Source organism: Erysipelothrix aquatica, from assembly GCF_009828775.2.
GTDB classification, from domain to species: Bacteria; Bacillota_I; Bacilli_A; order Erysipelotrichales; family Erysipelotrichaceae; genus Erysipelothrix; species Erysipelothrix aquatica.
Window position 1 is genome coordinate 22,822 of record NZ_WTSY02000015.1, and the last position, 24,979, is coordinate 47,800.

General features: G+C 39.5%; 24 protein-coding genes and 1 other annotated feature (1 of these 25 cut by a window edge). Of the genes, 5 read left to right on the forward strand and 19 right to left on the reverse strand.

Annotation, left to right across the window (positions count from 1 at the left end):
• Positions 1 to 194, reverse strand: a binding site (T-box leader); it reaches 17 nt to the left of the window's first position.
• 113 nt (positions 195 to 307) lie between these two features.
• Positions 308 to 1,105: a putative RNA methyltransferase gene (locus GVV20_RS05680; protein ID WP_159740823.1), complete on the reverse strand. Its 798-nt coding sequence runs from the start codon at positions 1,103 to 1,105 to the stop codon at positions 308 to 310.
• 104 nt (positions 1,106 to 1,209) lie between these two features.
• Between GVV20_RS05680 and GVV20_RS05685 the strand changes: the two genes are divergently transcribed.
• Positions 1,210 to 1,737: a thioredoxin domain-containing protein gene (locus GVV20_RS05685; RefSeq protein ID WP_159812752.1), complete on the forward strand. Its 528-nt coding sequence runs from the start codon at positions 1,210 to 1,212 to the stop codon at positions 1,735 to 1,737.
• Positions 1,738 to 1,802: 65 nt separating this feature from the next.
• Here the strand turns inward: GVV20_RS05685 and GVV20_RS05690 are convergent, their stop codons facing one another.
• The 4 genes from GVV20_RS05690 to GVV20_RS05705 form a co-directional block, all read right to left on the reverse strand.
• A complete protein-coding gene (locus GVV20_RS05690) occupies positions 1,803 to 2,210 on the reverse strand; it encodes a GNAT family N-acetyltransferase (protein ID WP_159636130.1) in 408 nt (135 codons plus the stop codon).
• A 38-nt stretch (positions 2,211 to 2,248) separates the two neighbouring features.
• Positions 2,249 to 2,746, reverse strand: a complete 498-nt coding sequence (locus GVV20_RS05695; RefSeq protein ID WP_236261975.1) for a LytTR family DNA-binding domain-containing protein — start codon at positions 2,744 to 2,746, stop codon at positions 2,249 to 2,251.
• A gap of 281 nt (positions 2,747 to 3,027) precedes the next feature.
• Positions 3,028 to 3,630, reverse strand: coding sequence for a LytTR family DNA-binding domain-containing protein (locus GVV20_RS05700; protein WP_159741399.1), 603 nt, complete (start codon positions 3,628 to 3,630; stop codon positions 3,028 to 3,030).
• Between the two features lie 159 nt (positions 3,631 to 3,789).
• Positions 3,790 to 6,009: a heavy metal translocating P-type ATPase gene (locus GVV20_RS05705; protein ID WP_284693465.1), complete on the reverse strand. Its 2,220-nt coding sequence runs from the start codon at positions 6,007 to 6,009 to the stop codon at positions 3,790 to 3,792.
• A gap of 279 nt (positions 6,010 to 6,288) precedes the next feature.
• Here GVV20_RS05705 and GVV20_RS05710 point away from each other — a divergent pair, with 279 nt between their 5' ends.
• Positions 6,289 to 6,753: a CopY/TcrY family copper transport repressor gene (locus GVV20_RS05710; protein WP_159741400.1), complete on the forward strand. Its 465-nt coding sequence runs from the start codon at positions 6,289 to 6,291 to the stop codon at positions 6,751 to 6,753.
• A gap of 73 nt (positions 6,754 to 6,826) precedes the next feature.
• Here the strand turns inward: GVV20_RS05710 and GVV20_RS05715 are convergent, their stop codons facing one another.
• Positions 6,827 to 7,330: a hypothetical protein gene (locus tag GVV20_RS05715; RefSeq protein WP_159741401.1), complete on the reverse strand. Its 504-nt coding sequence runs from the start codon at positions 7,328 to 7,330 to the stop codon at positions 6,827 to 6,829.
• Positions 7,331 to 7,437: 107 nt separating this feature from the next.
• On the opposite strand from GVV20_RS05715, the gene GVV20_RS05720 reads away from it, so the two are divergent.
• Both GVV20_RS05720 and GVV20_RS05725 read left to right on the forward strand, forming a co-directional pair.
• A complete protein-coding gene (locus GVV20_RS05720) occupies positions 7,438 to 8,319 on the forward strand; it encodes an RluA family pseudouridine synthase (protein ID WP_159741402.1) in 882 nt (293 codons plus the stop codon).
• A gap of 13 nt (positions 8,320 to 8,332) precedes the next feature.
• Positions 8,333 to 10,111: a glycerophosphodiester phosphodiesterase gene (locus tag GVV20_RS05725; RefSeq protein ID WP_159741403.1), complete on the forward strand. Its 1,779-nt coding sequence runs from the start codon at positions 8,333 to 8,335 to the stop codon at positions 10,109 to 10,111.
• 38 nt (positions 10,112 to 10,149) lie between these two features.
• Here the strand turns inward: GVV20_RS05725 and GVV20_RS05730 are convergent, their stop codons facing one another.
• Positions 10,150 to 11,001, reverse strand: coding sequence for a Cof-type HAD-IIB family hydrolase (locus tag GVV20_RS05730; protein ID WP_159741404.1), 852 nt, complete (start codon positions 10,999 to 11,001; stop codon positions 10,150 to 10,152).
• A 55-nt stretch (positions 11,002 to 11,056) separates the two neighbouring features.
• Entirely contained in the window at positions 11,057 to 11,443 is a 387-nt protein-coding gene (locus tag GVV20_RS05735) for a pyrophosphohydrolase domain-containing protein (protein ID WP_159741405.1), read from the reverse strand.
• A gap of 190 nt (positions 11,444 to 11,633) precedes the next feature.
• On the opposite strand from GVV20_RS05735, the gene GVV20_RS05740 reads away from it, so the two are divergent.
• Positions 11,634 to 13,571 (forward strand): heavy metal translocating P-type ATPase, encoded by a 1,938-nt coding sequence (locus GVV20_RS05740; protein ID WP_159812750.1) that lies wholly within the window; start codon positions 11,634 to 11,636, stop codon positions 13,569 to 13,571.
• 42 nt (positions 13,572 to 13,613) lie between these two features.
• Here GVV20_RS05740 and GVV20_RS05745 read toward each other — a convergent pair whose 3' ends face one another.
• From GVV20_RS05745 to rlmD, 11 genes are all read right to left on the reverse strand, one after another.
• Complete coding sequence (locus GVV20_RS05745) at positions 13,614 to 13,967, reverse strand: MmcQ/YjbR family DNA-binding protein (protein ID WP_159740508.1); 354 nt, start codon at positions 13,965 to 13,967, stop codon at positions 13,614 to 13,616.
• Complete coding sequence (locus tag GVV20_RS05750; RefSeq protein WP_159740507.1) at positions 13,964 to 14,341, reverse strand: VOC family protein; 378 nt, start codon at positions 14,339 to 14,341, stop codon at positions 13,964 to 13,966. The genes GVV20_RS05745 and GVV20_RS05750 overlap by 4 nt, the downstream gene beginning before the upstream one ends.
• 43 nt (positions 14,342 to 14,384) lie before the next feature.
• Entirely contained in the window at positions 14,385 to 15,293 is a 909-nt protein-coding gene (locus tag GVV20_RS05755; protein WP_349252234.1) for a helix-turn-helix domain-containing protein, read from the reverse strand.
• A complete protein-coding gene (locus GVV20_RS05760; protein ID WP_159740505.1) occupies positions 15,181 to 16,632 on the reverse strand; it encodes a DEAD/DEAH box helicase in 1,452 nt (483 codons plus the stop codon). Before GVV20_RS05760 ends, GVV20_RS05755 begins: the two co-directional genes overlap by 113 nt.
• Before the next feature lie 93 nt (positions 16,633 to 16,725).
• Positions 16,726 to 17,742 carry an acetamidase/formamidase family protein gene (locus GVV20_RS05765; RefSeq protein WP_159740504.1) on the reverse strand — a complete coding sequence of 339 codons (1,017 nt, stop codon included), beginning with the start codon at positions 17,740 to 17,742 and terminating at the stop codon, positions 16,726 to 16,728.
• A gap of 199 nt (positions 17,743 to 17,941) precedes the next feature.
• Positions 17,942 to 18,616: a DNA alkylation repair protein gene (locus GVV20_RS05770; protein ID WP_159740503.1), complete on the reverse strand. Its 675-nt coding sequence runs from the start codon at positions 18,614 to 18,616 to the stop codon at positions 17,942 to 17,944.
• A gap of 90 nt (positions 18,617 to 18,706) precedes the next feature.
• Positions 18,707 to 19,828, reverse strand: a complete 1,122-nt coding sequence (locus GVV20_RS05775; protein WP_201287519.1) for a MucBP domain-containing protein — start codon at positions 19,826 to 19,828, stop codon at positions 18,707 to 18,709.
• 127 nt (positions 19,829 to 19,955) lie between these two features.
• On the reverse strand, positions 19,956 to 20,927 hold the full coding sequence (locus tag GVV20_RS05780) for a tRNA dihydrouridine synthase (protein ID WP_159740502.1): 972 nt from the start codon (positions 20,925 to 20,927) through the stop codon (positions 19,956 to 19,958).
• Between the two features lie 153 nt (positions 20,928 to 21,080).
• Positions 21,081 to 21,278, reverse strand: coding sequence for a YwbE family protein (locus GVV20_RS05785; protein WP_159648956.1), 198 nt, complete (start codon positions 21,276 to 21,278; stop codon positions 21,081 to 21,083).
• Positions 21,278 to 22,816 carry a DEAD/DEAH box helicase gene (locus GVV20_RS05790; RefSeq protein WP_159740501.1) on the reverse strand — a complete coding sequence of 513 codons (1,539 nt, stop codon included), beginning with the start codon at positions 22,814 to 22,816 and terminating at the stop codon, positions 21,278 to 21,280. The genes GVV20_RS05785 and GVV20_RS05790 overlap by 1 nt, the downstream gene beginning before the upstream one ends.
• A 229-nt stretch (positions 22,817 to 23,045) precedes the next feature.
• Positions 23,046 to 24,455 carry a 23S rRNA (uracil(1939)-C(5))-methyltransferase RlmD gene (rlmD, locus tag GVV20_RS05795; RefSeq protein ID WP_159740500.1) on the reverse strand — a complete coding sequence of 470 codons (1,410 nt, stop codon included), beginning with the start codon at positions 24,453 to 24,455 and terminating at the stop codon, positions 23,046 to 23,048.
• Between the last annotated feature and the right edge of the window lie 524 nt (positions 24,456 to 24,979).

Sequence of the window (24,979 nt, forward strand, 5' to 3'; positions counted from 1 at the left end):
CGCGGTACCACCTTAATTTCTCATCTCATGTTTGAGACAAGCGCTCTATCCCTTAACGCGGGGCTACGGAATTTCTTACTGAATTCAGAAATTCTGCTCCAAGACGAGTTCTTTATTGTTCACTTACTGATTCGCACCACCCATCAGCTCTCTTATAGTTTTCAATAAATACTATTTCTTTTCATCGCTATGCCTTTATCTTATGTGTTTTGGTTTGAATTGTCAATTTCCAAACACAAACTATTCTAAAAAACCACGCCGATTATTAACGTGGTCTGAAATATTGGTATAATCGCTACGCAACAGCTCATTTCTTTTTATAGATTGCGAACCCAAATTGAATGGGTGTACTGAGTGTATCCAACGCCGCTAGGGTCGCTATTGCATGTTTCGGAGTACGATGATAATACGGAGTCATCGCCAGAAGATTATTGATGGTCGTTTGTCCTGTCAAATGAATGGTATGTTCAACACGAATGAGAGTTTCCAATTCAAACCCTTCATATGTAGGCAATACAACCTCGTTCTCGTAGGGCTTATCATAGAGGATTGATTTCAGTCCCCATAAATGTTTTTCGAGTGGAAAAACCACGACGAAATGTCCATCATTTTTCAGAATACGATAGACCTCATCAGATGAGAATGGTGCAAAAATACTATATGCGAGATCAAATGCACTATCCATCAGTGGTAACTTCGCAGTCGATGCAACTGCAAGCATCATTTTCTTATTTCGTTTCGCAGCACTGGTGACTGCTTGTTTTGAAATATCGATTCCATAGACAGTTTTTTCCTGCTGAAGCAACGGTTCGGCATACCAACCCTCACCACAACCAACATCGGCCAAGCTATTCGCTGAATATTTTGTTACAATATCTTTAAGAGCTTCTCGAAATACATCGTAGTATCCGTCATTAAGGAACTGAGTTCGCGCCTGAATCATTTTGGCATCATCGCCGTGTTGTTTAGATTTAGAACTTTGTGACTGTAATAGGTTCACATATCCAGCCTTTGCCCTATCAAATTGATGACCTGTTTCGCACACATACGATTTGTTTTGGAGTACCAGTTGTTTTTTACAAACCGGGCATTGAAATAAGCTCATAGTTTTACCTCATCTTGTCTTCACAATTATATCACACAATTTTACTTTGATTTAGTTGAATTTTGTACCACTTTACTTATAATAAACACAAGGAGAATTAATTTATGAGAAAAATATTGCTTACAGCAGTTGTTTCGTTGTTGGTACTTGTCGGATGTACATCGGCAAATACAAACATTATGAAAGGTTACAAAGGCTTTGATAAAAAAGACCACCACTACCAAGCAATGAGTGCTAGTGATATGGCAACAGCACTTGAGAATAAAACTGAAGGTATTTACTATTTAGGATTTGAAACATGCCCATGGTGTGTCGCCCTTGTTCCTGTTATGGAAGAAGCTGCTGCAGCAGGAAACCACACAATCAACTATGTTGATACACGTGGCAACGATTACACACAAAATGCCGATGCTCAAAAACGTATTGAAGCATTCTCAAATTCATTACCTGAAGAGCAACGCATGACTGGTGTTCCTTATGTTGTCATTATTGGTGGCGATGGATCAATCCAAGTTAACATTGGAACAGTTCCTGGACACAATGCGCCAGTTGACCCATTGACAGAAGATCAAGCGAAATTCTTACAAATCAGACTTACTGAGATGTTTAGTTCCGTTAAATCAAACGCCTAGTTTGTCCATTTTATATAAGCACCTAAAAAGGTGCTTTTTTTATTAAAAAGATAGCAGCCGAGCTGCTATCTAATAAGGTTCTTAATTAAGATGAGTTCTAGATTTTCACCCGGGAAGAGTATGTTTCCCGAATCTTGGTAGCCTAGTGCTCGAAAAAAATGCTGTGCATCTTGGTCTGCTCTTCCGGAAGTCATAACTAGGTAATTTCCCAATGCCATCATTTCCGTTTCCCAGTAATTAATCATTTCAGTACCATAACCGCGGTGACGGTAAGGCTCTAGAATTTTAAAGTAATTGAGGAATGGATACTGATCCCAGAACATATTGTATCGAATGATACCTACAATTTTATCGTCGACTTCGTACACCAGAACACGTCCAAGTTCAAGTTTTGATTCAAACTCTTCACGTTCGACGTGTGTGTCCAATTCCATTAGAATATCAATGTCTTCTACTGTAGCTCTACGAATCATGTCAGCCACCTCCATGTTAATTCTATTGTAATGAGTAATTATTTTTTGTGCAAGTTTATTTGTTGAATAAGACCTAACCTTTTCTGTACTTTTGCGTAACGACGTCGCGCTACTGGTAGTCTTATCCCATTTTTCAGGACTAGAAAATCTGTTTCTAAGCGCTCTACAGCCGCCAAGTTAACAACGACACCGCGATAGATCTCTATGAATGGCGATTTTCGTAATAAATGAATCCAGTAATGAATCGGTCTTCGATCCTTGTACTCTCTTGTTTGTGTTCGGATCAGAATATGGCGTTTGCATGTTTCAATTGTGCAAATCTCAGAAACATCCACGACCGAGCACTCCCGTCGTCCCACTTGGACAAACTCTGGGTTGTAAAGTGGGCGTTGGATTAGTCGCGACACAACCCGCAAGGTCATCTGACAGTTATCTAAGTTCTTAAGACAATGGTGCCTTGGTATTTTAAAACCGATGAGGAGCGTTTTGCGGCGATCATAACGGTGATTTGCGTAATCAACAATGTATAGACCCACCGGCGGCTCTTTAGTATATGTTATTGTTTCTTCATTAAGTTCGGAATATAAGTCAAGCACTTCTTTTACGCAACGACGCGAAAAGCGGTCACGCAAATCAACATGGACATGAATCATTGGACTCCTTTCAAAAGTTCATTGACATCAAAAAGTTCGTATCCAGCAAGTTAATTTTATAGGTTTACTATGAATAATCCGCTATTTCAGCACCTAACATGCTGTAGTATCCTATGTTCCCGATAGTAGTATTGTAATGAGATTCAACGTAAGACGCAATGTTTTTATTCATTCGTCAAATAGCGCATTTTCGTTAGTATTTCCTGATAGCGACGACGTGCGACTGGCAGTTTTAGGCCATTTTTTAGAATGACATGATCCTTGTTGACGGTTACAACTTGGCATAAATTTACCAGAACCCCTCGATAGATTTCCAAAAACGGCCATGCTTCAAGATAGTCTTGCCAATATGAGATTGTATTCGTATCAAGATATTCATCGGTCGCTGTTTTAATCGACAGCCTGCGTCCTCTTGTTTCAATAACACAAATCATCCCGACATCAATGCGCACAACACGACGTTTACCAAGCGTTATCTCTTGGGGTTCATACTTTGGTCGATTGATAATTTTTCGAATTGCTTTGAGAATCTGTTCTTTGTGGTGGCAGGACTGAATACAGTGATAGGATGGAACATCAAACCCTATTAAAATTGTCTTACAGGGATCATGATATTTCATAATACAATCCGCAATCATCAAATCTACATTTTCTGGCGAATCAATAACGGTGAAGGGCTGATTGAACAAATCTTGATATAGCACTAAAATTTCTTTAACACGTATGTTTGAATTCCGATTTCGGATGTTTAATTGAACTCGAATCACTGGCATCTCTCCTCGATTTTTGCATAATCTAATATGAACCAGTTTTATTGTAAAGATTCTTTGTATTAGCGGTCGTTTATGTATGGCGAACGGTCATATTTTTAAATAAGTAACCGTTCGCCACATTCCTATCTAAATAAAAAAACTCGCCGAAGCGAGTTATTTTATTTTAAGAAGCATTGCATTGATTGCGACGATAACTGTTGAAAGTGACATTAATACAGCTCCAACTGCTGGAGACAGAATAAATCCAACGCCCGCCAGTATACCAGCCGCCAATGGAATTGCAATGAAGTTATATCCAGCTCCCCAAAGTAGATTCTCTTTCATCTTACGTGACGTATTACGTGCTAAGGACACGAAATGAAGAATATCCGAAGGATTACTCTTAACAAGAATAACGTCCGCTGAATCGATTGCTACATCCGTTCCAGCACCAATTGCTACACCGACGTTGGCACGTGCTAAACTTGGCGCATCGTTAACACCATCACCAACCATAATGACGGTCAGCCCTTGATCTTGATACTCACGAACAATGCGTTCTTTGTCTTCTGGCATCAATTCACCATGAACATCATCGATACCAAGATTCTTAGCAATCACTTGAGCTGCTTGTTTATTATCACCCGTTAACATTACTGGTTTGATACCTAGTGCTTTGAGTTGACGAATCATCTCACGAGAGTCTTCTTTGATTTCGTCTCCTTGAGCAATCCAACCCGTATTGCGATCATCCACGAGTAAGAAACTAATAGAATAACCTTCACCTGATAACGCCTTAAAGGCTGCATCATCATATGGAATATTATTGTTTTGAAGATATTTCACACTTGTGATTTTCACGTCGTGACCTTCAAGCGTTCCTTCAAGACCAATCCCTGCAATTGTCGTGACATTTTCTGCCTTCAAGAGTGTGATGCCTTGCGCTTCTGCTTCATCAAGAATTCCAACTGCTAATGGATGGGATGATGACTGTTCTAAGGTTGCGAAGTATTGTAGTACTTTTTCTTTGGAATATGACTCATCAAATGAACGGTAATCTGTAACAACGAAGTTTCCTTCGGTTAATGTTCCTGTTTTATCCATCATGATGACGTCAATATTTTGTGCAACTTCAAGCGCTTGGCGTGACTTGATAAGTAACCCGTTTTGAGCTCCTAATGATGTTGATCGTGCTGTTACTAATGGAATTGCCAATCCCAATGCATGAGGACACGCAATAACAAGGACAGTAACCATGCGTTCAATTCCAGTATTCACATTGGTAAGTATTGACCAAATAATCAATGCTAAGATACCCACAACAACTGCGATATAGAATAACCATTTTGCAACCACATCAGCCATTGATTCTGCTTTAGATTTATCTTTAGATGCCTGATCGACGAGCGTCATTACTTGAGCAAGGAAACCTGATTCACCGGTTCCCGTTACTTCAACGGTAAGCGTTCCAGATCCATTAACAGATCCACCAATAACTTTATCACCTGGTTTCTTTTGAACAGCTCGTGATTCACCGGTAATCATCGATTCATTGACAGATGTTTTTCCATCTACAATCACACCATCTGCTGGCATATTTTCTCCTGCTTTAATGATGACTTTATCGCCGATTGTGATATCTTTCAACGAACGAACTTCTGTCGTTCCATTTTCAAGGAGCACAGTTGCATCACTTGGAAGCAATTCGGCCATTCGTTGTAACGCATTACCGGCATTCGAAATTGCCTCCATTTCAATCCAGTGACCGAGTAGCATAATGAGAATTAAGCTCGCAAGTTCCCAAAAGAAGTCCATGATGTGCACGGGACTGCCGAGCACTGTATTCATTACGAATGCATACATACTATAAATATATGCGACGGATATCCCCAATGATATTAATGTCATCATTGCTGGATTTTTAGATTTTAACTCTGATTTCGCTCCTGCTAGGAACGGCTGTCCACCATAGAAGTATAGAACGGTCGCTAGAATTGCGACAACCCACTCACTTCCTGGAAATGTAAATTGGAAAGGAAGGGTTACCCCCATCATTGGTGCAAGAAAGAGTATTGGAACACCAAAGAACAAAGAAACGATAAACTTTTGTTTGAATGCTGTACCATGTCCCGAATGGTCATGCCCTGAATGTTCTCCATGTGCTGAATGATCTCCATGTCCTGAATGATCTCCATGTCCTGAATGATCCATATGTTTCGAATGATCCATATGTTCCGAATGATCCATATGTTCCGAATGATCCATATGTTCCGAATGATCCATATGTTCTAAATGATTATCATGACTCATAGTTCCTTTTCCATCGCTTGAATGGTCATGGTGGCTATGATCGTGCATTGCTTCTTTGTTTTCACTCTTATTTTTTTCTGTCATATTAATCCCTCCACTTTCTTATAGTTTACAACTGTAAACGATATATGTCAAATTACATGCATTTTCATCATGTAAATGGCTCGTTACCACCCTCATCGTAGCAAAGTACGAATCATTAATTGTGACTTAAGTATGACATTTCGGAGGGAGTCTATATTTGATCAATACAACCTTAGCAATAGTTATAATTCACAGTGAATATAGATGGTTAGGAATTAAAGTGAATTTCTTGACACATTTTGTCTACAACTGTAAACTAATAGTAAGGAAGTGATAACTATGGAAGATATAACAACAGCATCCTCAGCTGAATGGGAAGTAATGCGTGTCATTTGGAGCCTTGATGAAGCAACCAGCCGCAGCGTTTCAGAAGTTCTCAAAGACACACAAAATTGGGAAGTAGCAACGACTAAAACCCTTTTGGGACGACTCGTCAAAAAAGGATACTTAGATACACGTAAAGATGGTAACCGTTTCATTTACTTACCGCTTGTAACAGAAGAGGAAAGTGTATCCAATCGCGTCGACAAACTATTTACATCAATTTGTAATAGCGCTGTTGGTGGTGCAATCGCAAAAGTAATCGACACCCACAACCTGTCAAAAAAAGACCGAGAAATTATTCTCGCAGCTCTCGAAGCAAAAGAGTTTGTTGATTCTGTACCCTGCAGTTGCTTACCGAATCAAACAACAAAATGTAACTGTGAAACTGATAATTGTAAATGCGGTCACAATAATAACTAACAAAAAAAACACCCTGATTGGAATTTTTCTCCACTAGGGTGTTTTTATGGGTGATAGGGCCCAATTATAATCATTACTGTGCAACTTTGAATGTATTACTGATCGCTAATGCATCTTTAACATTGACGTCAAATGTAAGTTCTTGATTTAAAACATCAGCAGGAACTTGGGCTGCAAATTGAATTACAGCATCTGCTTTGGGTTGGAGTCGTTCAAACTGACTGAATTTTTCTTGATTACTAATCTCGAAGAATGTTGTTGTTTTGATGACTTCTGAACCAACTTTTAGTGTTCCTAAAAGATCAGTTTTTGAATCTAATTCATCTTTAGTATTGTTGGTTACTTTAGCTTTTACACTAACCCAAACTGTACCCTCTTCTTTAATAGGGTATTCCAATTTATCAGAAGGTGCTGCTGTTGGTTTTAAACCTGTATTTGCTTCAATTGAGATTATTTCATAAGATAATGCATTTCCCTCAACTGCTTTACCAATTTCTGCTGGTGACGTTGTTACTGTTTTTGATCCACAACCAACAAGTACAAACATTAATGTCACCAAAGTGATTAATTTCTTCATTATATTCCCTCAGCTTTCCTCAACTATTGTACACAATTATTGCTTGGTTGACTACCTTGATTCACTGACTTTCATAGGATAAAATAAAGAGAAAACGGAGTCGAACTATGAATCATTGGACAGTAACCAAAGCCGATATTGGCAAACGCATTGATGTGTTTATCAGTGAAAAACTTAACCTTTCACGAAGTAAGGCATCAGAGATGATTAAAGATGGTATCGTATACGGTAACGATACATGCTTAAAATCGAAGTATAAAGTGAAAATGAATGATATAATCAAAGCAGAAGACTATCACGTCAAAGCCTCAACACTTGAAGGTGTTGCGATGCCTTTGGATATAGTTTTTGAAGACCCTGATATTTTGGTCCTTAATAAGCAACGTGGGCTCGTAGTTCACCCTGGGAAAGGTGTTCATGAACCCACGCTTTTGCATGGCTTAGTTCATTACTTGAATCAAGGGGATGATGTTGTTAAGCCTGGGATGGTGCATCGTATTGACCGCGATACCTCAGGTCTTCTTGTCATTGCAAAAAACGATAAAGCTCATACATTTTTAGCAGACCAACTTGTGGATAAAACGATGGCCCGTACCTATCTTGCTTTGGTCCATGGTGTTATTGAAGACGCTATGATTACAATTGAAGCGCCAATTGGTATGGATCCCTTAAACACAAAGAAAATGAGTGTTACTGAGAAGAACAGTAAATATGCTAAAACCGATTTTATTGTGAAGCAACGGTTTGATACGATGACGCTAGTTGAGTGTCATTTGTATACCGGTCGCACACATCAAATTCGTGTGCATGCAGCATATTCTGGTCATCCTTTGTTAGGCGATCCTTTGTATGGAATTGATGATGACAAATCATCAGGGCATTATCTTGTTGCTTATCAACTCCAGTTTATCCATCCGCGAACACGCCAACGTGTATCGTATCACGTCGATATTCCTGAATATTTTAAACAGGCATATCCCCTAAAGTAGAGATGAGGTAGCTATGAAGCAGAAAATAAAAGTGCGCGATATCTTTAAATCGACCTTTAAATACATACGTTTTGATATGTGGCGTTATTTGGTCGTTGCGATTTTAGCAGAAACCATGGTTATATTATTAACCAAACAAATTACAAATCGACTCTTCGATCTGGCACTTGTCAGTGCGAAAGTTCACGGAATCAATAATGAAAACTTTTTAGGCATCTTATTCAATCCTATCGCGGTTATTCTATTACTGGTAATGGTTGTCGTGCTTGGAAGTATTGGTGTTGTTCAATTGATTGCAATTCTTGCGTTTGCTGATCGTAAATACCATCCTGAAGCCTTAACCGTAAAATCAATCTTTGCACCCTTAAAACGGCTCCGTGCAAAAGACATTCCAATTTTCTTAGTCTATATCTTTATAATTATGCCGTTTGGAAATATCGGATTAACGTCTACAGTAACATCCAGTTTGCAAATACCACTTTTCTTAATTGATTTTATCTATGAATTTGCATGGATGAAGTATGCATACATTACTTTGGGATGGATTCTTTTCTATCTCAACTTGCGACTTTTCTATGCTATCATCATTTTCTATAATGAAGATGTCAATTTCTTTGAAGCACTCAAACGTAGTTGGAAAATGACCCGTCGCCAAGAGTTCACCATTCTTAAAATCGTGGCGGCGATTGGATTCCTTTCGGTCTTGTCAATTTTAGTCGGTTCTATGGTACTCCTTGTTTCTGGATCATTTATCGAAACAGTCTTACCCCAATATCAATTTATCATTGAAACGGTTACAAATACCTTAGTCATCTTCTGGACATTCACCACGATCGCATTCGCAAGTGTCTGGCTCATTCAAACTGTTACTGTGAGCTATCACGAAATTAAGGGCACACAAATTCATATCCATACGTTAACACCGAAATCACGTCGTCGTCTACAGATCATTAACGTTGGCGTCATCTTTGTTTATCTTGGATTTTCTGCACTTCTGTATATGGATATGCCCAATAATGAACTTCGAAACGATACACAAATAGTTGCCCACCGCGGTGATACGAAACGTGCTGTGGAGAACTCTTTAGAGTCCCTGCAATACGCGAGTGAATTCAAGCCAGATTACGTTGAAATGGACGTTCAAGAGATTTCAGATGGAACTATCGTTGTTTTCCATGATCCTGATTTAAAACGTGTTGGAACAAATTCCAACGCCATCTACCCTTACACATGGGAAGAACTTTCAAAAGAGAAACTTATTAGCAAGGGACACGAATCAACGATCCCAACTTTCAAAGAATATATGGAACTTGCTCGTTCTCTCAATCAAAAGATTATGGTCGAAATTAAAGCACATAAAACAGACAGTCCTGACTATCTTGCGAATATCATGCAAATCATTCGCGATGCAGATATGGAACATATGGTTTCATTCCAAAGTCTCGATAAAAACGCAATTGTAACTTTCAAGGAAATGTTCCCCAATGCATACACGGGATATATTATTGGATTTAACCTTGGTGGCATTGAACCGATGCCTATCGATTTCTATTCTATCGAAGATACTTCTATCACAACGCGTGCTGTCAACGATATTAAGAATCAGAAAAAAGCCCTCTATGCATGGACAATCAATACCTCTGATCTTATGGAAGTGTATATTCGTACAAACGTGAATGGTATCATTACCGATGACCCGGAAACTGCGAACCAAGTGAAGCAAGACATAAAAAATGGACCCTTGGACCGCCTCTTTTGGTCTCTAGAATCCATTGTGGATAGTATAAATTAATCCTTAAAAACGCCGTGAATGATCACGGCGTTTTTTTATTATTGATGAAGCACATGTTTGGCAATATAATCTGCTACACCATCTTCATCATTTGAAAGTGTAATTGCGTCTGCAATCGTTTTGAGATTCTCGCGTGCATTGGCCATTGCGACACCACATCCTGCTTTCGCAATCATCGTTAGGTCATTATCGCTATCACCAAATGTCATAACTTCCTCTGGTTTGATGCCTAAAGAAGCAGCATAGTTTAGAATGGCATCCCCTTTGTTCACTGAGCGTGGCATAATCTCTGCCCATCCATCTCCAACAATCAATAAATTGTAACGGGAGTCAAATTCTTTTGCAATGCGTTCTTTTACCAATTCGGTATAATCGCCATTTTGAATATAAACCATTTTTAAAATTTGATGTCCTGTTTCAAAGAGATGTTTGATATCTTTTAATCCTGTAATTTTTTCGGCATTGAGAGATTCGTTAAAGAATTTAAATTGTTGCTCAGAAATTCCCAACTGGTAATCTTGGAATGCTACATCATCCATATGATAATAAATCTTATCTTCAAAACAATAGAGCACTCCCATAAAATATTTGTTTCCGATTGCTTCTTTTAGCTCGCAATCTTCATAGGTCATGGTCGGTGCATGGTAATGGTAGTCTCGTGAATCATTATCAACACGTAGACCGTTTAAGCAAATTATGGCTGTATCATCACCTTCAATACCAAGTTGTCGTGCAATACCACTCGCACTTTCATGGTCACGTCCGGTTGCTAACGCAAACTGTATTCCTTGTTTCCGTGCTTCATGAATAATTTTTTTGGTGTAATCACTCACTTCATGATTGCTGTTTATTAAAGTTCCATCAATATCACTTGCTATTAATTTAATCATTGCCTTACCTCCCTATGCAACAAAACCAACATTGCGATGCAATGCTGGTTTATGATTATTTCATTTTTTCGATTGCGTCTTTTAATTTTGGATGGGGATCTTCCCAACCTTGTGGTTTAATCGTTTTTCCGTCTTCATTATAGTGAGGTTTCCCATCCTCCCAAAGTTTCGACATATTTGCATGCTGAACTATTTCAAATAATGCTTCCGGCTCAACGCCCATTTCAACCAATGTTCCCAGTGCAAAATAGATTGTGTCAATCATTGCATCTGCTTGTTCAACAATTTCATCGGCTTCCAAGAATTCATTAATTTCCTCAAGCATCCACTTATAACGTTTTTCTGCACGTTCTTTTGCCATGAATGTAGGTTTATTGGAAACGGGGTGATTAAACTTTTCGTGGAAAAGCTTCACATCATTCCATTCTTTATTCATTCCCATATGTCATAATCTCCAATCTTAAATTTGTTTGTTAAATTCTTATATATTATAGCATACTCGCGATTTTAACCCGATGCTTTTCAACGATTATGAAAAACTTTTAACAGATTTTCGAGAAAAGTTGCAATTTCCAATATCATCGTTTATAATGAACATATGAACACATACTCATATGTAAGGAGGTAAACATATGGCACACAAACATTCACACGAACATGGACAAGATCACAATCACGATCATAACCATGGACATGAACACAACCACGGAAACCTTCCAGTAATTATGTTCTTTATTGGACTCGGTTTCTTTATCGGGGCATTATTCTTACAAGCAGGGATGCTCCAGAATACATTCTACTTTGTTGCAATGTTGGCATCGGGATACCACATTATTATCGAAGGATTTGGAAGTACAATTACCGAAACACGGCGTTTAAAGAAATTTGCACCAAACATCCATATATTAATGACACTTGCAGCATTTGGGGCATCACTCATTGGTAACTTTGAAGAAGGTGCATTGCTGATTGTTATCTTTGCAGCAGCTCACTTCCTTGAAGACTACGCAGAAAATCGTAGTAAACGAGAAATTACAAACCTTCTCAAAATGAATCCTACCGAAGCACGCAGAATGCTCCAAGATGGAACCATTGAAGTCGTTGCTGTCGATGAACTAAAAGTTGGGGATCACCTTCAAGTTCTAAACGGTGACCAGATCGCTACCGATGGTGTAATCATCTCTGGGGTCGCAACCATTGATGAATCATCCATTAACGGAGAAAGTATTCCGCGCGAAAAAACAACCGGTGATACAGTCTTCGGAAGTACCATTAATGGAAACTCAACATTTATTATGGAAGTTACGAAAGACAGTTCTGAAACCGTCTTTGCTAAAATTGTGGAATTGGTTAACCAATCACAATCCAACCTTTCTAAAACGGCTACAAAAATTAAAGAACTCGAACCAATCTACGTTACAATCGTTCTGATTATTGTTCCAATCTTTATTCTTCTCGGAACATTTGTTCTCGGTTGGGGTTGGGATACAAGCTTCTACCGCGGCATGGTCTTCTTAACAGTTGCATCACCTTGTGCTCTAGCAGCTGCTGCGATTCCTGCGACACTATCTGCTATTTCAAACTTAGCAAAACGTGGTGTTCTCTTCAAAGGGGGATCATTCTTATCAAATCTTAGCGAAGTTAAAGCTGTTGCTTTTGATAAAACGGGTACATTGACAGCTGGGAAACCAGTTGTTACTGACATCTATTTTACTGAAGATATTGATCAAGAAACAATGACTCTATACGAAGATGTGATTGTTGCAATGGAAAAAACAGCAAATCACCCATTAGCGAATGCAATCTTAAATTACTACTCCGCAACATTTGATTATGAACTTGAAGTTGAAAATGTCATTGGAAAAGGACTCATTGCACGTCATGAAGGTATCAACTATCGAATCGGTAAACCCGAAACATTTGATAATGTTCCAGATGCCATTGAAGACCACAATGACCGTTACTCAAATGACGGTAAGACTGTTGTCTACTTCTCCGCTGATGACCTTGTAGTTGGAATGATTGCAATGATGGACGTTCCAAATGAGAAATCAGTTGCTGTTATCAAATACTTACGCAGTCAAGGCATTCATACAGTTATGATTACTGGTGATTCTGAACTGACAGGACAAGCTGTTGGACGACAAATCGGTATCGATGAAGTTATTGGAAACGTTTTACCAGAAAATAAATCAGCAATTGTTGAATCGTTGCAAGCTAAATATGGTGTTGTAGCCATGCTTGGTGATGGAGTTAACGATGCACCTGCACTTGTTAAAGCCGATATTGGAGTTGCGATGGGTGATGGAACTGATATCGCTATCGATGTCGCTGATGCCGTACTCATGCAAAATGACATGACAAACTTCGCATATGCACACCGTGTCTCCAAACGACTTGATAAAATTGTCATGCAGAACATATGGTTCTCAATGTTAGTTGTTTTAACCTTAGTTCTCTTGAACATATTCGGTAAAATGACATTACCATTAGGTGTCCTTGTTCACGAAGGTAGTACCTTAGTTGTTATCTTCAACGGCTTACGCCTACTTGCGAACACCAAAGAATAACGAACTAAAAAAAAAGAGACTTCCACAATGGAAGTCTCTTTTTTACAATGTTTCCCTAATACGACGGGGTAATTTATCCACAATGAGATTGTATGAGTTTAAAGCAAGTTGTTGTACGAGTTCATCGTCATGAATTTCATCCAATCGAACTGATATCCAATGGCGTTTATTCATATGATAACCCGCTGTAATAATGGTCTCATAGTTCTGCCGCAAATACTCACCATCCTCTGGTTTTGCTTTTAACGTTAAAATCCGATAATTTTCTTTATCAAAACCATGAATTGCAAAGAGCTTATCTGCTACAAATGCAACTTCGGTTTCCCATTCGATTTTAAATTCGAAACGCGCACTTGGAAATGATTCACAAAGCGCTTTTACTGCTTGCGGGCTCATTGTTTTTCACCTGAAAGTGTTAATACATAACCATCCGGATCAACTAAATAAGTTTCCAACGTTCCATAAAACGTTTCATAGATATCTGGCATTTGATAGCCCTTTTCCTTCAAGGTTGCTACGAGTGCCTCAATGTCATCAAATCGAAAATAGAGCGCAATACTAGCCTTCAGGGCGTCATGTTTGAGTACTGGATACTCCTGGACCATTGCTTCCATTGATTCCATCATAATCAAGACATTGTCACGCCCCAAAATGACAAAATTATTTTCGACACGATCCACAACGTCAAATCCAAGCGTATTATGATAAAAGTGGATGCTTTGTTCAATGCTGCTTACCATTAAATTCGGTGTCATTCGTTCTAGTTTCATCGTTTTCCTCCTTAATATTAGTATCGCAGATTACTATTAAATTCTATTGGAAAAAATGGACATCTTCAAGCCGTTTTAATACGGCGTAAGGAGTCATTCCTAAATTTAGCTTTAAGTCATTGATGAAATGGGATTGATCGTAGTAGCCCATCTCTAATGCTAATGTCGTTAACGCTTCGGATGGGTCATTGATTAGATGAGACAGTGCTTTTTGCATTCTGATAACCATCACCACCGCCTTAACGTTCATCCCATAATATTGTAGAAACAGACGATTCATATGCTTGGAGCTATAACCAAAATGCGCTGAAATTGTATCAACACTACTCAAGTAAAGATCATTGAAAAGTACCTCAAACCATTCGAGTGCTTGATGCGATGTTGTTTTAATACTTAGCGTTTCAAGATTTGTCGTGAGCACACCTTCTTGTTCTTGAACACTAAGATTCCAAAAAGATGAGTCTACAAGACGGTCTGTCACGTCAAACGGTTTATCCATGGCTTCGGTTGCGTGGATACCAAAAAGCGCGTGAGCAGCCCCTGGACGCATTCTGATGCCAAATGAATCACCCGGGTGTTCGGTAATGACATCATGATACATAGTCGATAAACCAGACAAAAAGATTGTCTGGTTTTTTTGATCAACAATACAATCTATACAGGCATCCGCAACAATGATATTTGTAACGGAATGGCCTTTAGGTATTGGCTTGACTTGATGAAAATGCCACATACAAATAACCCACGCATCGAATGACGTCAATTCGGTTTCGTAGTAATTAATATATTCCGAGAAGGTATCATGAAGATACGTAGGTATTTGAACAGGCGTATACATATTATCGTAAGGACGCGTTGACCGCTTTTTGAACGCGACGTGGTTTCCCTTTAATAGAATGTGTTTTAAGGTGTTTGAGAACTTGTTCTCCTTTGCCATTATGAATATCAACATACGAAGAATCTTCCAACACTGAAATAACGCCAATATCATCCGCATTCATTCCTGCAAGGCTTGTGATTGCACCAACAATGTCTCCAGGACGAATTTTTTGGTTTTTTCCACCACGGATATGGAGCTTCATAATTTCGGCTTCAAAATTTGCACCCTTTGTTTTGCGTGGTTTTTGTTTTCGATTCTGTTTATTTAAGAACATTTCTTTACGTGCTTCTACTAGTGATGCACTCGGATGTTTCATATCAAGGATTTCATACATTGAGTCCGTGCCATTTTCTTGAATCCAATATTGATCATCACGGCTCAATAACGAAACAGCAAGTCCCTCTTTATCTAAGCGTGCCGTACGGCCAATACGGTGGGTGTATGTTTCCAAATGATGTGGTGTATCAAAGTTTACGACAATCTTCACATCATCAATATCAAGACCGCGTGATGCAACGTCTGTCGCAACTAAGAATCGGAATTGACCCGTCTTAAATGCGTGAATTGTTTTTGTGCGCTCTTTTTGATCCATACCACCGTGAAGTTTGCGAATATCAACTCCAGCTTCTTGAAGTTGTGATTCAATCTGATCTACTTTTTCTTTGGTGTTTGCGAAGATGAGACCATGATCCGGATTTTTTACAATTAAAACGGATTCAAGGAGTGCAATTTTATCTGCTTCGTCGACGGTGTATGCCTCTTGCACAATCCGTGTGCTTACATCATTTTGGGCATCAATGCTTACGGTGATTGGATCGTTCAGAATACTTTCTGCAAATGTCTTAATTGCTTCAGGGAATGTCGCTGATAATAGGATAATTTGGATTCCCTCTGGCATATATTGTAAAACATCATCAATTTGTTCTAAGAAACCCATACTGAGCATTTCATCTGCTTCATCTAAAACAACCGTTGTTACTTCAGAAACATTGATTGTTTCTTGTGTTAAGTGATCAAAAAGACGACCGGGTGTTGCCACCACAATATGTGTTCGTTGTGCCAAGTCACGGCGTTGATGTTCAAATGAGTCTTTACCATATACCGCTTGGACTTTTAGACGTTTATTGCGTCCAATATTTGTCAGTTCATCACGAACTTGTAATGCAAGTTCACGTGTTGGTGTTAAGACAATGGTTTGTGGTGTTCGAATGTCCCAGGATGTTCTATCGACAACCGGTATTCCAAATGCTGCCGTTTTTCCACTCCCAGTTTGTGATTTAATGAGTACATCACGTTTATCAAGAATGGGTTGTATCGTTTCTAATTGTACGTCTGTTGGCTCTGTATAGCCTAATGTTTCTAGTGCTTGTAATGTTTTTGGATCCAGTCCAAATTTATTGAATGATGTCATATTTATACCTCTTGTACGTATTATAACCTATCTTAGAAAAAAACACGCAATTTTGCGTGTTTAAAATGAATCTAAGACCATTTCAGGTTCAGATTACTGGAAGATGTCTTTTCGAATCCGGCAATGGACCCCTTTGACACCATTTGCGACTTGGCTAATATGGAAATCAGCATGAACACTTAAAATTGAGTATGCCAGGGTGCGTGATACACCGTAGTGTTGGGCTAAGAATTCAACCCCCTCTAGGGCTGCTTGGTGTGTTGCTTTATCTAAATCTGCATCAAATCCGTGGACCATCCAATGCGTATCAGTTTCTAATATTGGATTCTCTTTTAATTTCATATTTTTATGAAGAATGAGTTGAATGCGACCATTAACACTGCCTTCAATCGCTGTTCCACTAAGTTCAGCATCGCCTTGCGCAAAATGACTATCGCCAACATAAAAGCCAGCGCCGGGATTGTTGACTTCATAGTACATGGATGTTCCCACTACAAAATTTTTATTATCAACATTCCCTCCGAAATACTTGGGATGAGTTGTGTCTACTTTACCTATCTCTTTCGGCGTCACTCCGGCAATCCCGAAATGTAAGTTAAGCGGAATCTTAATGGCGTCTGTGACTGCGATTCGCTCAACTTCAGATTCATAACGAATTTGTCCTGGTTTTTCAATCTTTCCAGGGTATGCATACATAAATTCTGGAGATGCAGTTACCCCATCTTCATTGATTTTATAGATGTAGATGTATTCTGTTTGGTCAAATGCATCTGCCAATTCTCCCCAATTCGCAAGTACGTTTGAACCGTAAGGCATCCGAGGTTGAAGGTCAAGTATTTTTGCCTCCAATACATCCCCAGGTTCTGCACCTTCGATATAAATTGGTCCCGTTACGATATGATCTCCCATATTCCGATTTGGAAACGCATCATAAATTGCAGCAATTGCTTCATCCATCAAGAGTTCGGGGGCGTCTCCTGATTGGTGGCATATTGCTTCAATTTCTACTATATCTCCTGATTTCACTACAAGCGCTGGTTGCCAACTCTTGTCATAATATCCCCAATGTACCGTGTGGGGCGTTGCGGGTAGTTTGTGTATCTGACTCATAAGTATCACCATGACTTTGTATAGGCTTGTGACTATACTCCTTGTACTCTAATTATAATTTCCACGAGTTCAGAACGCTTTTGCCATATTGGACAAAGAAAAAGGGATAATTTTCGAAGTTTTATCCCTTTTTGCTATCCGTCTATTTAAACTTAATTTGAGTCTTTACTTAAGAATCAGCAATGTCTCTTTGGGCTCTTTATTTTCGTTTTCGACTTAGGACCGCTTCGATCCATGCTGGAGCATATGCTGAAGTACATCCTGGCGCTACCTTCATATCACGATACACCCCTAACGATTCACCAATCATTATGCATCTTTGTGTGTAATCGGCATAGCGAAATCCAATTTCACTCAACGCCCGATTCATCATCCATTGTGTTTGTGGTGATGCTGCTACAAGCCCAGCTTCAATTGCGTCCAATATGACCTCAATTCGATCTGCCTCCAACGTTTCATCATGACCGATTTCATGCACAACCATACTCCAGTATGCGCGTCCAAATGCATCTCGTGCATCTTCCTTAAGTTCTTTTTTCAAAGCATCGGAGTCTGGAATTGCTACAAGTGTTCGAAACATGAGATCATCTTGTAACGGTTCATATGCTGCTTGACCGATCATTGAGATGGCTGTTACTACCGATATTTGTTTCGGGTCCAGAAGCATGACAGCTAATAGCTGCGCATCCACGACTTCACTTTTCCATAACTGAAGGGCGAGTTCATGATGGATTCCAATTGTTTTTGCGAGTTTTCGAACTGGGCCCAACGTTACACCCAATGTCGTTTCAGGTGCTCCTTGTTTGATCATTGATTTGCGCCGGGATGGACTTGCATGTGTCTTAAGGAATTCCATCGTTTCTTCATAGGTCATAGTGATTGCCTCCATTTGCAACATTATAAAATAGATTGGTGATTCAAGCCACTGCAGTGCATAAAAAAGCTCGGATAATCCGAGCTCATTTTATAATTCACGTTTTTTGTAAATGATGATTCCTGTACCTACAACAACGAGTATTGCTCCGATATTAAGCAGTTTATCGCTCATTCCTGTTTTGGGAAGCCCTTCTTGTGGTTCCTTTGGCGCTACCGGTTTAACTGGTTCAACTGGTTTCACAGGATCTACTGGTTTGACGGGATCAACTGGTTTGACAGGGTCCACAGGTTTGACGGGATCAACTGGCTTAACAGGATCGACTGGTTTGACAGCATCCTTCTCGAAGACAATCGTATATTCGCGATCAGCACGATCATAAATACCACTTAGAATATTACCTGCTTTTAGTTTAAAACCATCTATCTTTGGTGCGAGTATCTCGTAGGCACTTGCAACTTTACCTGTGATGGTGACATCTTCTATCAATGCATTCCCTTCTTCATCAACAAACTTAAATGTATTAACGGGTTGGCGCAATTGAACATTGTATGTTTGGTCACCTTCAACAAAATCAATCGGTGCTTCGCCAACTGGGCCAACTACAATGTAGTCATCCACAATACTATTGAATGGCATCGTATCCGCTGGAACATCAATTTGCATCGCAGGTTCACTGTCATCATAAAAGCTAACTAAGTGACGACCTGTCATTGTTTCAGTTAAAAGTACTTCTTCACTCCCATCAGCATTTACCAAGGTATAGGTTACCGTGTTTGTCGGTGCGAGTGCATACATCACACGAACGCCATCTATGACCAATCCCTTTGCATCGGCATCGGCCACTATGTCGTTATAATTTACAGTTGCTCCATAGTAAGCAATTGCTGAATCATCTGTGAATGTTATCAATGTGTAATAGAATGCATACGTACCGTCGGCTGGCGTCGGATAGAATGGATTCGCTACCGTTTCCATTGGACTTACGACATCTGATCTTTTCGCAGTAAAAACGGGATTGGATGGGCTCAGTGCTCTCGAATCCTCAACAAGCGGATTCACAACCATAGTTTCTTCACCTTTACTTGCTGCTATTAAATTCGTCTTATATTCAATGACGGGTATCTCATAGTCTGAGGTTTGTGCCTTCGTATAACCAACACTTCCGAATACAAGTAAAACCATCATCAATGATGCTATTATTTTCTTCATAATTATCCCCCGATTATGTCTATATGTGAAGTCTATCATATACTTTTATTGTATTGCAATTATTCTAATCGAAGCTTAATAATTAAGAAAAACCTGTGAACATAACAGTTCACAGGTTTCTAATCGCTTAAAAGAAGTCGTGTGATGCTTCAAACGCATCAATCATTGTGCGCGCTTCATCTGTTGTGGTAGTTTCCATGAGTTGAACACGAAGGTCACTTGCTCCAGGAAAATCGCGAACATAGATTTTAAAGAAGCGACGCAGTGGTTTAAACACACTTGGTTCATCTTTGGCATATTTGTCAAATTCATCTAAGTGGAAACGGAAGAGGTCGAGGAGTTCTTTCGGACTGTGATCTTTCGCCTCTTTTTCAAATGCAAAAGGATTGTGGAAAATACCACGACCTATCATCACCCCATCAACACCATATTTTTCTACCAGTTCCATGCCAACTTGGTAGTTGGGAATATCACCATTAATTGTTAGAAGGGTATTCGGTGCAATTTCATCACGCAGTTTTTTTATTTCTGGAATTAATTCCCAGTGTGCATCAACTTGACTCATCTCACGTTTCGTTCGTAAATGGATTGATAAATTCGCAATATCTTGTTTAAAGATATGGGTTAACCAGTCGCGCCATTCTTCAACACGTGATGTTCCCAAACGCGTTTTGACACTTACAGGAAGTCCCCCGGCTTTAGCCGCTTGAATTATTTCGGCAGCGACTTCTGGTCTTTTAATAAGGCCTGATCCACGACCATGTTTGAATACATTGGGCGCTGGACATCCCATATTAATATCGACACCTTTGAATCCCATTTCTGCCATTCCAATACTCATTTCTCGGAAGAATTCAGGGCGATCACCCCAAATATGTGCAACAAGTGGTTGTTCATCTTCAGTAAATAAGAGACGACCACGCAAGCTATCACGCGCTTGGGCATGGCAATAACTTTCGCTATTCGTGAATTCTGTAAAGAAAACATCAGGACGGGCTGCTTTCGCAACAACATGGCGAAAGACCACGTCAGTTACGTCTTCCATGGGTGCTAAGATAAAAAATGGTTTGGGCAAATCTTGCCAAAAATTATGGTTCATGGGGAAATCCTCTCATAACAGGACTTCATCATGCCTGTTGCTTCTATTCTTTGTATTTTAGAGTAACTCTCGCGTGTTATTGTCACATTTTTTTTGACTTTTTTCAAGCAGTTAACCCAACGCATTAAAAGAGATGCCGTGGCATCCCTTCTTTTACGATTCTAAGATTTCGCAAACGCGGCCGACAATACCACTTTCCAGCATGACTTTAATCCCATGGGGATGATTTGCGGAGTTCGTCAGAAGACGTTGAACAACACCTTCGGTTGTCTTACCTGTTCGTTGGTCTTGCTTCTGAACAACCAACACACGGAGTCCAGGTTTAATATTCTTGCGAAGTTTTGGATCCATTAACGTTTACCTCGTTTCGGGCCATTTCCTTTTTTACGATCGGCATAGAATGGTTTCTCTGTGAATGAGCGGGATGCATTTTTCGTACGAGCTTCCCCACGCATATTGAGATCCTTCGGCTTTCCAGTACCTTTTACTTTTTTCGGTTTAGCAGGTTGGCTGTCACGTCGGTCATATTTTTTCTCACCTTTCGCATCAAAACGTTTATCTGAGAAACGGCGATCAGTTTTTTTATTTGATTTACGTGCATTATCTTTTGCGGCAGGTTTCTCAGATTCTACCCGTGGTGAATCATCAAAACGACGACGTTTGGCACGTTTTGCTTCTTGACGTTCAAGATCACGTTTGCTTGGATTTTTTTCGCTCTTACGCCCACCTTGTCCTGGTTTGGCCTTCGGTGTTTTGTCTTCCAACGGGAAGTCGAGATTTTCAAGCACTGTTATTTTTTGTTTCGTTAATGCTTCGATGTCTTTAAGCAACGGAATCTCATTATAGCTTACATATGAGAGGGAGTTTCCACTATGACCCGCACGTCCAGTACGACCAATCCGGTGTACGTACGTTTCTGGGACATCTGGCATATCGTAATTAATAACATAGTTTAATTCATTGATATCAATGCCTCGTGCTGCAATATCCGTTGCTACCAAGACTTGGGTTTCATAGTTTTTGAAATTATCTAAAGCCATTTGACGCGCATTCTGTGATTTATTACCATGAATGGCCTGTGCTGAAACTCCACGACGCATCAAATCGCGGACGACACGGTCTGCACCACGTTTTGTTCGTGTAAATACAAGCACTGGCCCGGGATTTGCTTTCGTGAATCTTTCGAGCAAGTGAATTTTATTGACTTGATCAACATATTGGACTGTTTGCGTAACGGTCTCAACGGTTGATGATACAGGTGCTACCGATACATGAACAGGATCAACAAGTAATCCGTCCACAATATCCGTAATCTCTTTTGGCATTGTTGCGGAGAAGAAGAGTGTTTGTTTCTTTTTCGGCAGTAATTTCACTAAACGACGAATGTCATGAATAAACCCCATGTCTAACATTCGATCCGCTTCATCAAGAATAAAGATTTCAATTGACGATAGATCAACATAACCTTGATTGATTAAATCCACCAAACGCCCGGGTGTTGCAACCAATACATCGACACCCGCACGCAAAGCGCTGACCTGTTTCCCTTGACCAACGCCACCGAAGATGACAGTTGATTTGAGGGGAAGGTGATGACCGTATGTTTCAAAACTTTCATAGACTTGCATTCCTAGTTCTCGTGTCGGTGTTAAAACCAAAGCCCGAATTGGGCGACGACGATCTTTACGCGGATTTGTTGCAAGAAGTTGCAGTGTTGGAACGGCAAACGCTGCAGTTTTACCTGTTCCTGTTTGTGCCAATCCTAAAACATCACGACCCTGTAATGTGACCGGGATAGTTTGCTCTTGGATTGGTGTTGGCTGTGTATAGCCTGTGTCCTGCAGTGCATTTAAGATTGCAGGCATAATTCCTAATTCTTTAAATTCCATAATTTCTCTTTCTTTTCTAATTGTGATATCTTTTGGTAATTATTCTGACCAAAAGAAAAGAGTGTGACCACTCTTATTCATCTACTAATGATTTTGTACAAATGAATGACTCAATACGTTAATAATACGTTTTTTCACGAAGAATGTAAACCAAAGCGTATTTTAAGAACACGAGTCTAGCGATAAAAATCCGTAATCATGACGCATCATCCTGTAATTCTTTATTAGTTTATTGTGCAGTTTGTGTTTTTTGAAGTAAGACAACAGTCTCAACATGGGCAGTATGTGGAAACTGATCAACAGGTTGAACCGATATCAGTTCATATCCAAAATCTCGAAGTGACTTAATATCTTGGGCCAAACTCTTCGGTGCACATGAGACATAGATCACTTTATCAGTACCAAAACGACCGATACTACGCATGACTTTTCCACCAGCACCACTACGCGGCGGATCTAACAGTAGAATATCCGGTTGTCCCCATTCTTCTTTGAGTTTGGGCAATCCACTGCGGGCATCACTTGTCATAAAGAAGGTATTCTCTAAACCATTATCATGGGCATTACGACGTGCCGAGATTATTGAGTTTTCCACAATTTCGATTCCAGCTAGCGATTGGCTTTTTGCTGCAAACGGTAAACTAAAAGTCCCAACACCACAGAATAGATCCAACATCTTCATGGAATCATTCACGTCTGCCATCTCAAGTGCCAAATCAACAAGTTTTTCTGCCTGGACTGGATTTGCTTGAAAGAAAGTATCAGGCCAAATTCGATATTTAAAGCCATTGAGGACATCTATCAAATAATCGCGACCGTGCAAGATGTGAACTGCATCGGCTTGGATACGCTCTACCGCTTCAGCATGTTCAATCCATTGCAGACTGACCAATGAATCAAATTGTGTGGTCATGATTTCGACAAGTTCTTTGATTGCCTCTGGGAAATCCTCTGGTGATTGTGTTGCATAGAAAACAACCATTAACTCTTTGGTTGTGAAGGAGTAACGCATCATGAGATTTCGCAGCAAACCTGTTTCTGTTTCTTTATTGTATCCAGAAAGTTCATATTTATGTTGCCAAGCGCTAACGGCATGTTTTACTGCCACCATAATTTCTGGCATCAAAACTGAATCTTTAAGGTCAATAACTTTACGGAAGTTTCCCTGCTGTGTCATACCTAACTCACCATTCACACCAAACGTTAGCTCCATCTTATTACGATAACGCTCTGGTTGTTTCATTCCAATGATTGGTTGAACCAATGATGTATCAAAACCTTCCTCGTCCAGATACTGTTTGACCATATTTTCTTTGAATTGGAGTTGTGCGTCATATTGCATGTACTGTAGCGGTGTACCACCAGAAACCGATTCATCGATGGGAACATCCATATTACGAGTTGGCCCCGGTTGGAGCAATGTATCGTAACCAAGTGTAGCCTTTCCTCGTCCCTTTGCATTCGGTACACTCACCCGAACAACATCTCCAGGAACAACATTTGTAATAAAAAGATTCAAACGTCGACCCTGTGATCCTTTTTCAGGTGCATGTGTATAACGTGCGTATCCATATCCATATTCATCAATGTGATCAATCGTGACATCAAGCACTTCAGTTGGGTATGTAATTTTCTTCATTGTTTCACCTCAAGTTTGTAAATTTAATCGTCTATCATTATACGATAAATAATGTTAATTAACACCTATTAGCTTTCTGTTAACCCTAACAACTAAAAAAGGCGCCTAGATTCGACGCATTTTCGGCTAGATCTTATGGTTCAATAAATTCTGTTCTTCTATTGGATAAATACCGTAATTTTATAGGCTCCATTATACTCAAAAGAACCAAAGCTCTTCGTTACGTTTATTACATATTTTTCACCAATATTCGGTATCCTAAGCATTTTTACATTAAAGGTCACATTCTCAAAATTTGTCGATGTGGTACCTTATTAGTTTTTGTCGACTTTCATTACGTTTTTTTAAGCATGTTTGTTCGAACGATGTTTAGAACCAACATTCCGTGTGTTAGTCTTACAACGGTCTCCACATGGGGTGAATTAGTATAATTGGTGAAGCACATTTACATCATTATCTTTTTGAGGAACTAATTTTCAAACATTTTATATACACTAAATATTCAATTACTATAAGTATTCAAT

Bases quoted from the DNA above. Each gene is read 5' to 3' on its own strand.
- GVV20_RS05720 (WP_159741402.1), top strand. From the start codon at position 7,438: ATGAATCATTGGACAGTAACCAAAGCCGATATTGGCAAACGCATTGAT.
- GVV20_RS05750 (WP_159740507.1), bottom strand. From the start codon at position 14,341: ATGAAACTAGAACGAATGACACCGAATTTAATGGTAAGCAGCATTGAA.
- GVV20_RS05725 (WP_159741403.1), top strand. From the start codon at position 8,333: ATGAAGCAGAAAATAAAAGTGCGCGATATCTTTAAATCGACCTTTAAA.
- GVV20_RS05745 (WP_159740508.1), bottom strand. From the start codon at position 13,967: ATGAGCCCGCAAGCAGTAAAAGCGCTTTGTGAATCATTTCCAAGTGCG.
- GVV20_RS05705 (WP_284693465.1), bottom strand. From the start codon at position 6,009: ATGACAGAAAAAAATAAGAGTGAAAACAAAGAAGCAATGCACGATCAT.
- GVV20_RS05740 (WP_159812750.1), top strand. From the start codon at position 11,634: ATGGCACACAAACATTCACACGAACATGGACAAGATCACAATCACGAT.
- GVV20_RS05760 (WP_159740505.1), bottom strand. From the start codon at position 16,632: ATGACATCATTCAATAAATTTGGACTGGATCCAAAAACATTACAAGCA.
- GVV20_RS05685 (WP_159812752.1), top strand. From the start codon at position 1,210: ATGAGAAAAATATTGCTTACAGCAGTTGTTTCGTTGTTGGTACTTGTC.
- GVV20_RS05710 (WP_159741400.1), top strand. From the start codon at position 6,289: ATGGAAGATATAACAACAGCATCCTCAGCTGAATGGGAAGTAATGCGT.
- GVV20_RS05690 (WP_159636130.1), bottom strand. From the start codon at position 2,210: ATGATTCGTAGAGCTACAGTAGAAGACATTGATATTCTAATGGAATTG.
- GVV20_RS05770 (WP_159740503.1), bottom strand. From the start codon at position 18,616: ATGACCTATGAAGAAACGATGGAATTCCTTAAGACACATGCAAGTCCA.
- GVV20_RS05785 (WP_159648956.1), bottom strand. From the start codon at position 21,278: ATGGATCCAAAACTTCGCAAGAATATTAAACCTGGACTCCGTGTGTTG.
- GVV20_RS05755 (WP_349252234.1), bottom strand. From the start codon at position 15,293: ATGTTGATATTCATAATGGCAAAGGAGAACAAGTTCTCAAACACCTTA.
- GVV20_RS05680 (WP_159740823.1), bottom strand. From the start codon at position 1,105: ATGAGCTTATTTCAATGCCCGGTTTGTAAAAAACAACTGGTACTCCAA.
- GVV20_RS05780 (WP_159740502.1), bottom strand. From the start codon at position 20,927: ATGAACCATAATTTTTGGCAAGATTTGCCCAAACCATTTTTTATCTTA.
- GVV20_RS05730 (WP_159741404.1), bottom strand. From the start codon at position 11,001: ATGATTAAATTAATAGCAAGTGATATTGATGGAACTTTAATAAACAGC.
- GVV20_RS05775 (WP_201287519.1), bottom strand. From the start codon at position 19,828: ATGAAGAAAATAATAGCATCATTGATGATGGTTTTACTTGTATTCGGA.
- GVV20_RS05790 (WP_159740501.1), bottom strand. From the start codon at position 22,816: ATGGAATTTAAAGAATTAGGAATTATGCCTGCAATCTTAAATGCACTG.
- rlmD (WP_159740500.1), bottom strand. From the start codon at position 24,455: ATGAAGAAAATTACATACCCAACTGAAGTGCTTGATGTCACGATTGAT.
- GVV20_RS05715 (WP_159741401.1), bottom strand. From the start codon at position 7,330: ATGAAGAAATTAATCACTTTGGTGACATTAATGTTTGTACTTGTTGGT.
- GVV20_RS05765 (WP_159740504.1), bottom strand. From the start codon at position 17,742: ATGAGTCAGATACACAAACTACCCGCAACGCCCCACACGGTACATTGG.
- GVV20_RS05735 (WP_159741405.1), bottom strand. From the start codon at position 11,443: ATGGGAATGAATAAAGAATGGAATGATGTGAAGCTTTTCCACGAAAAG.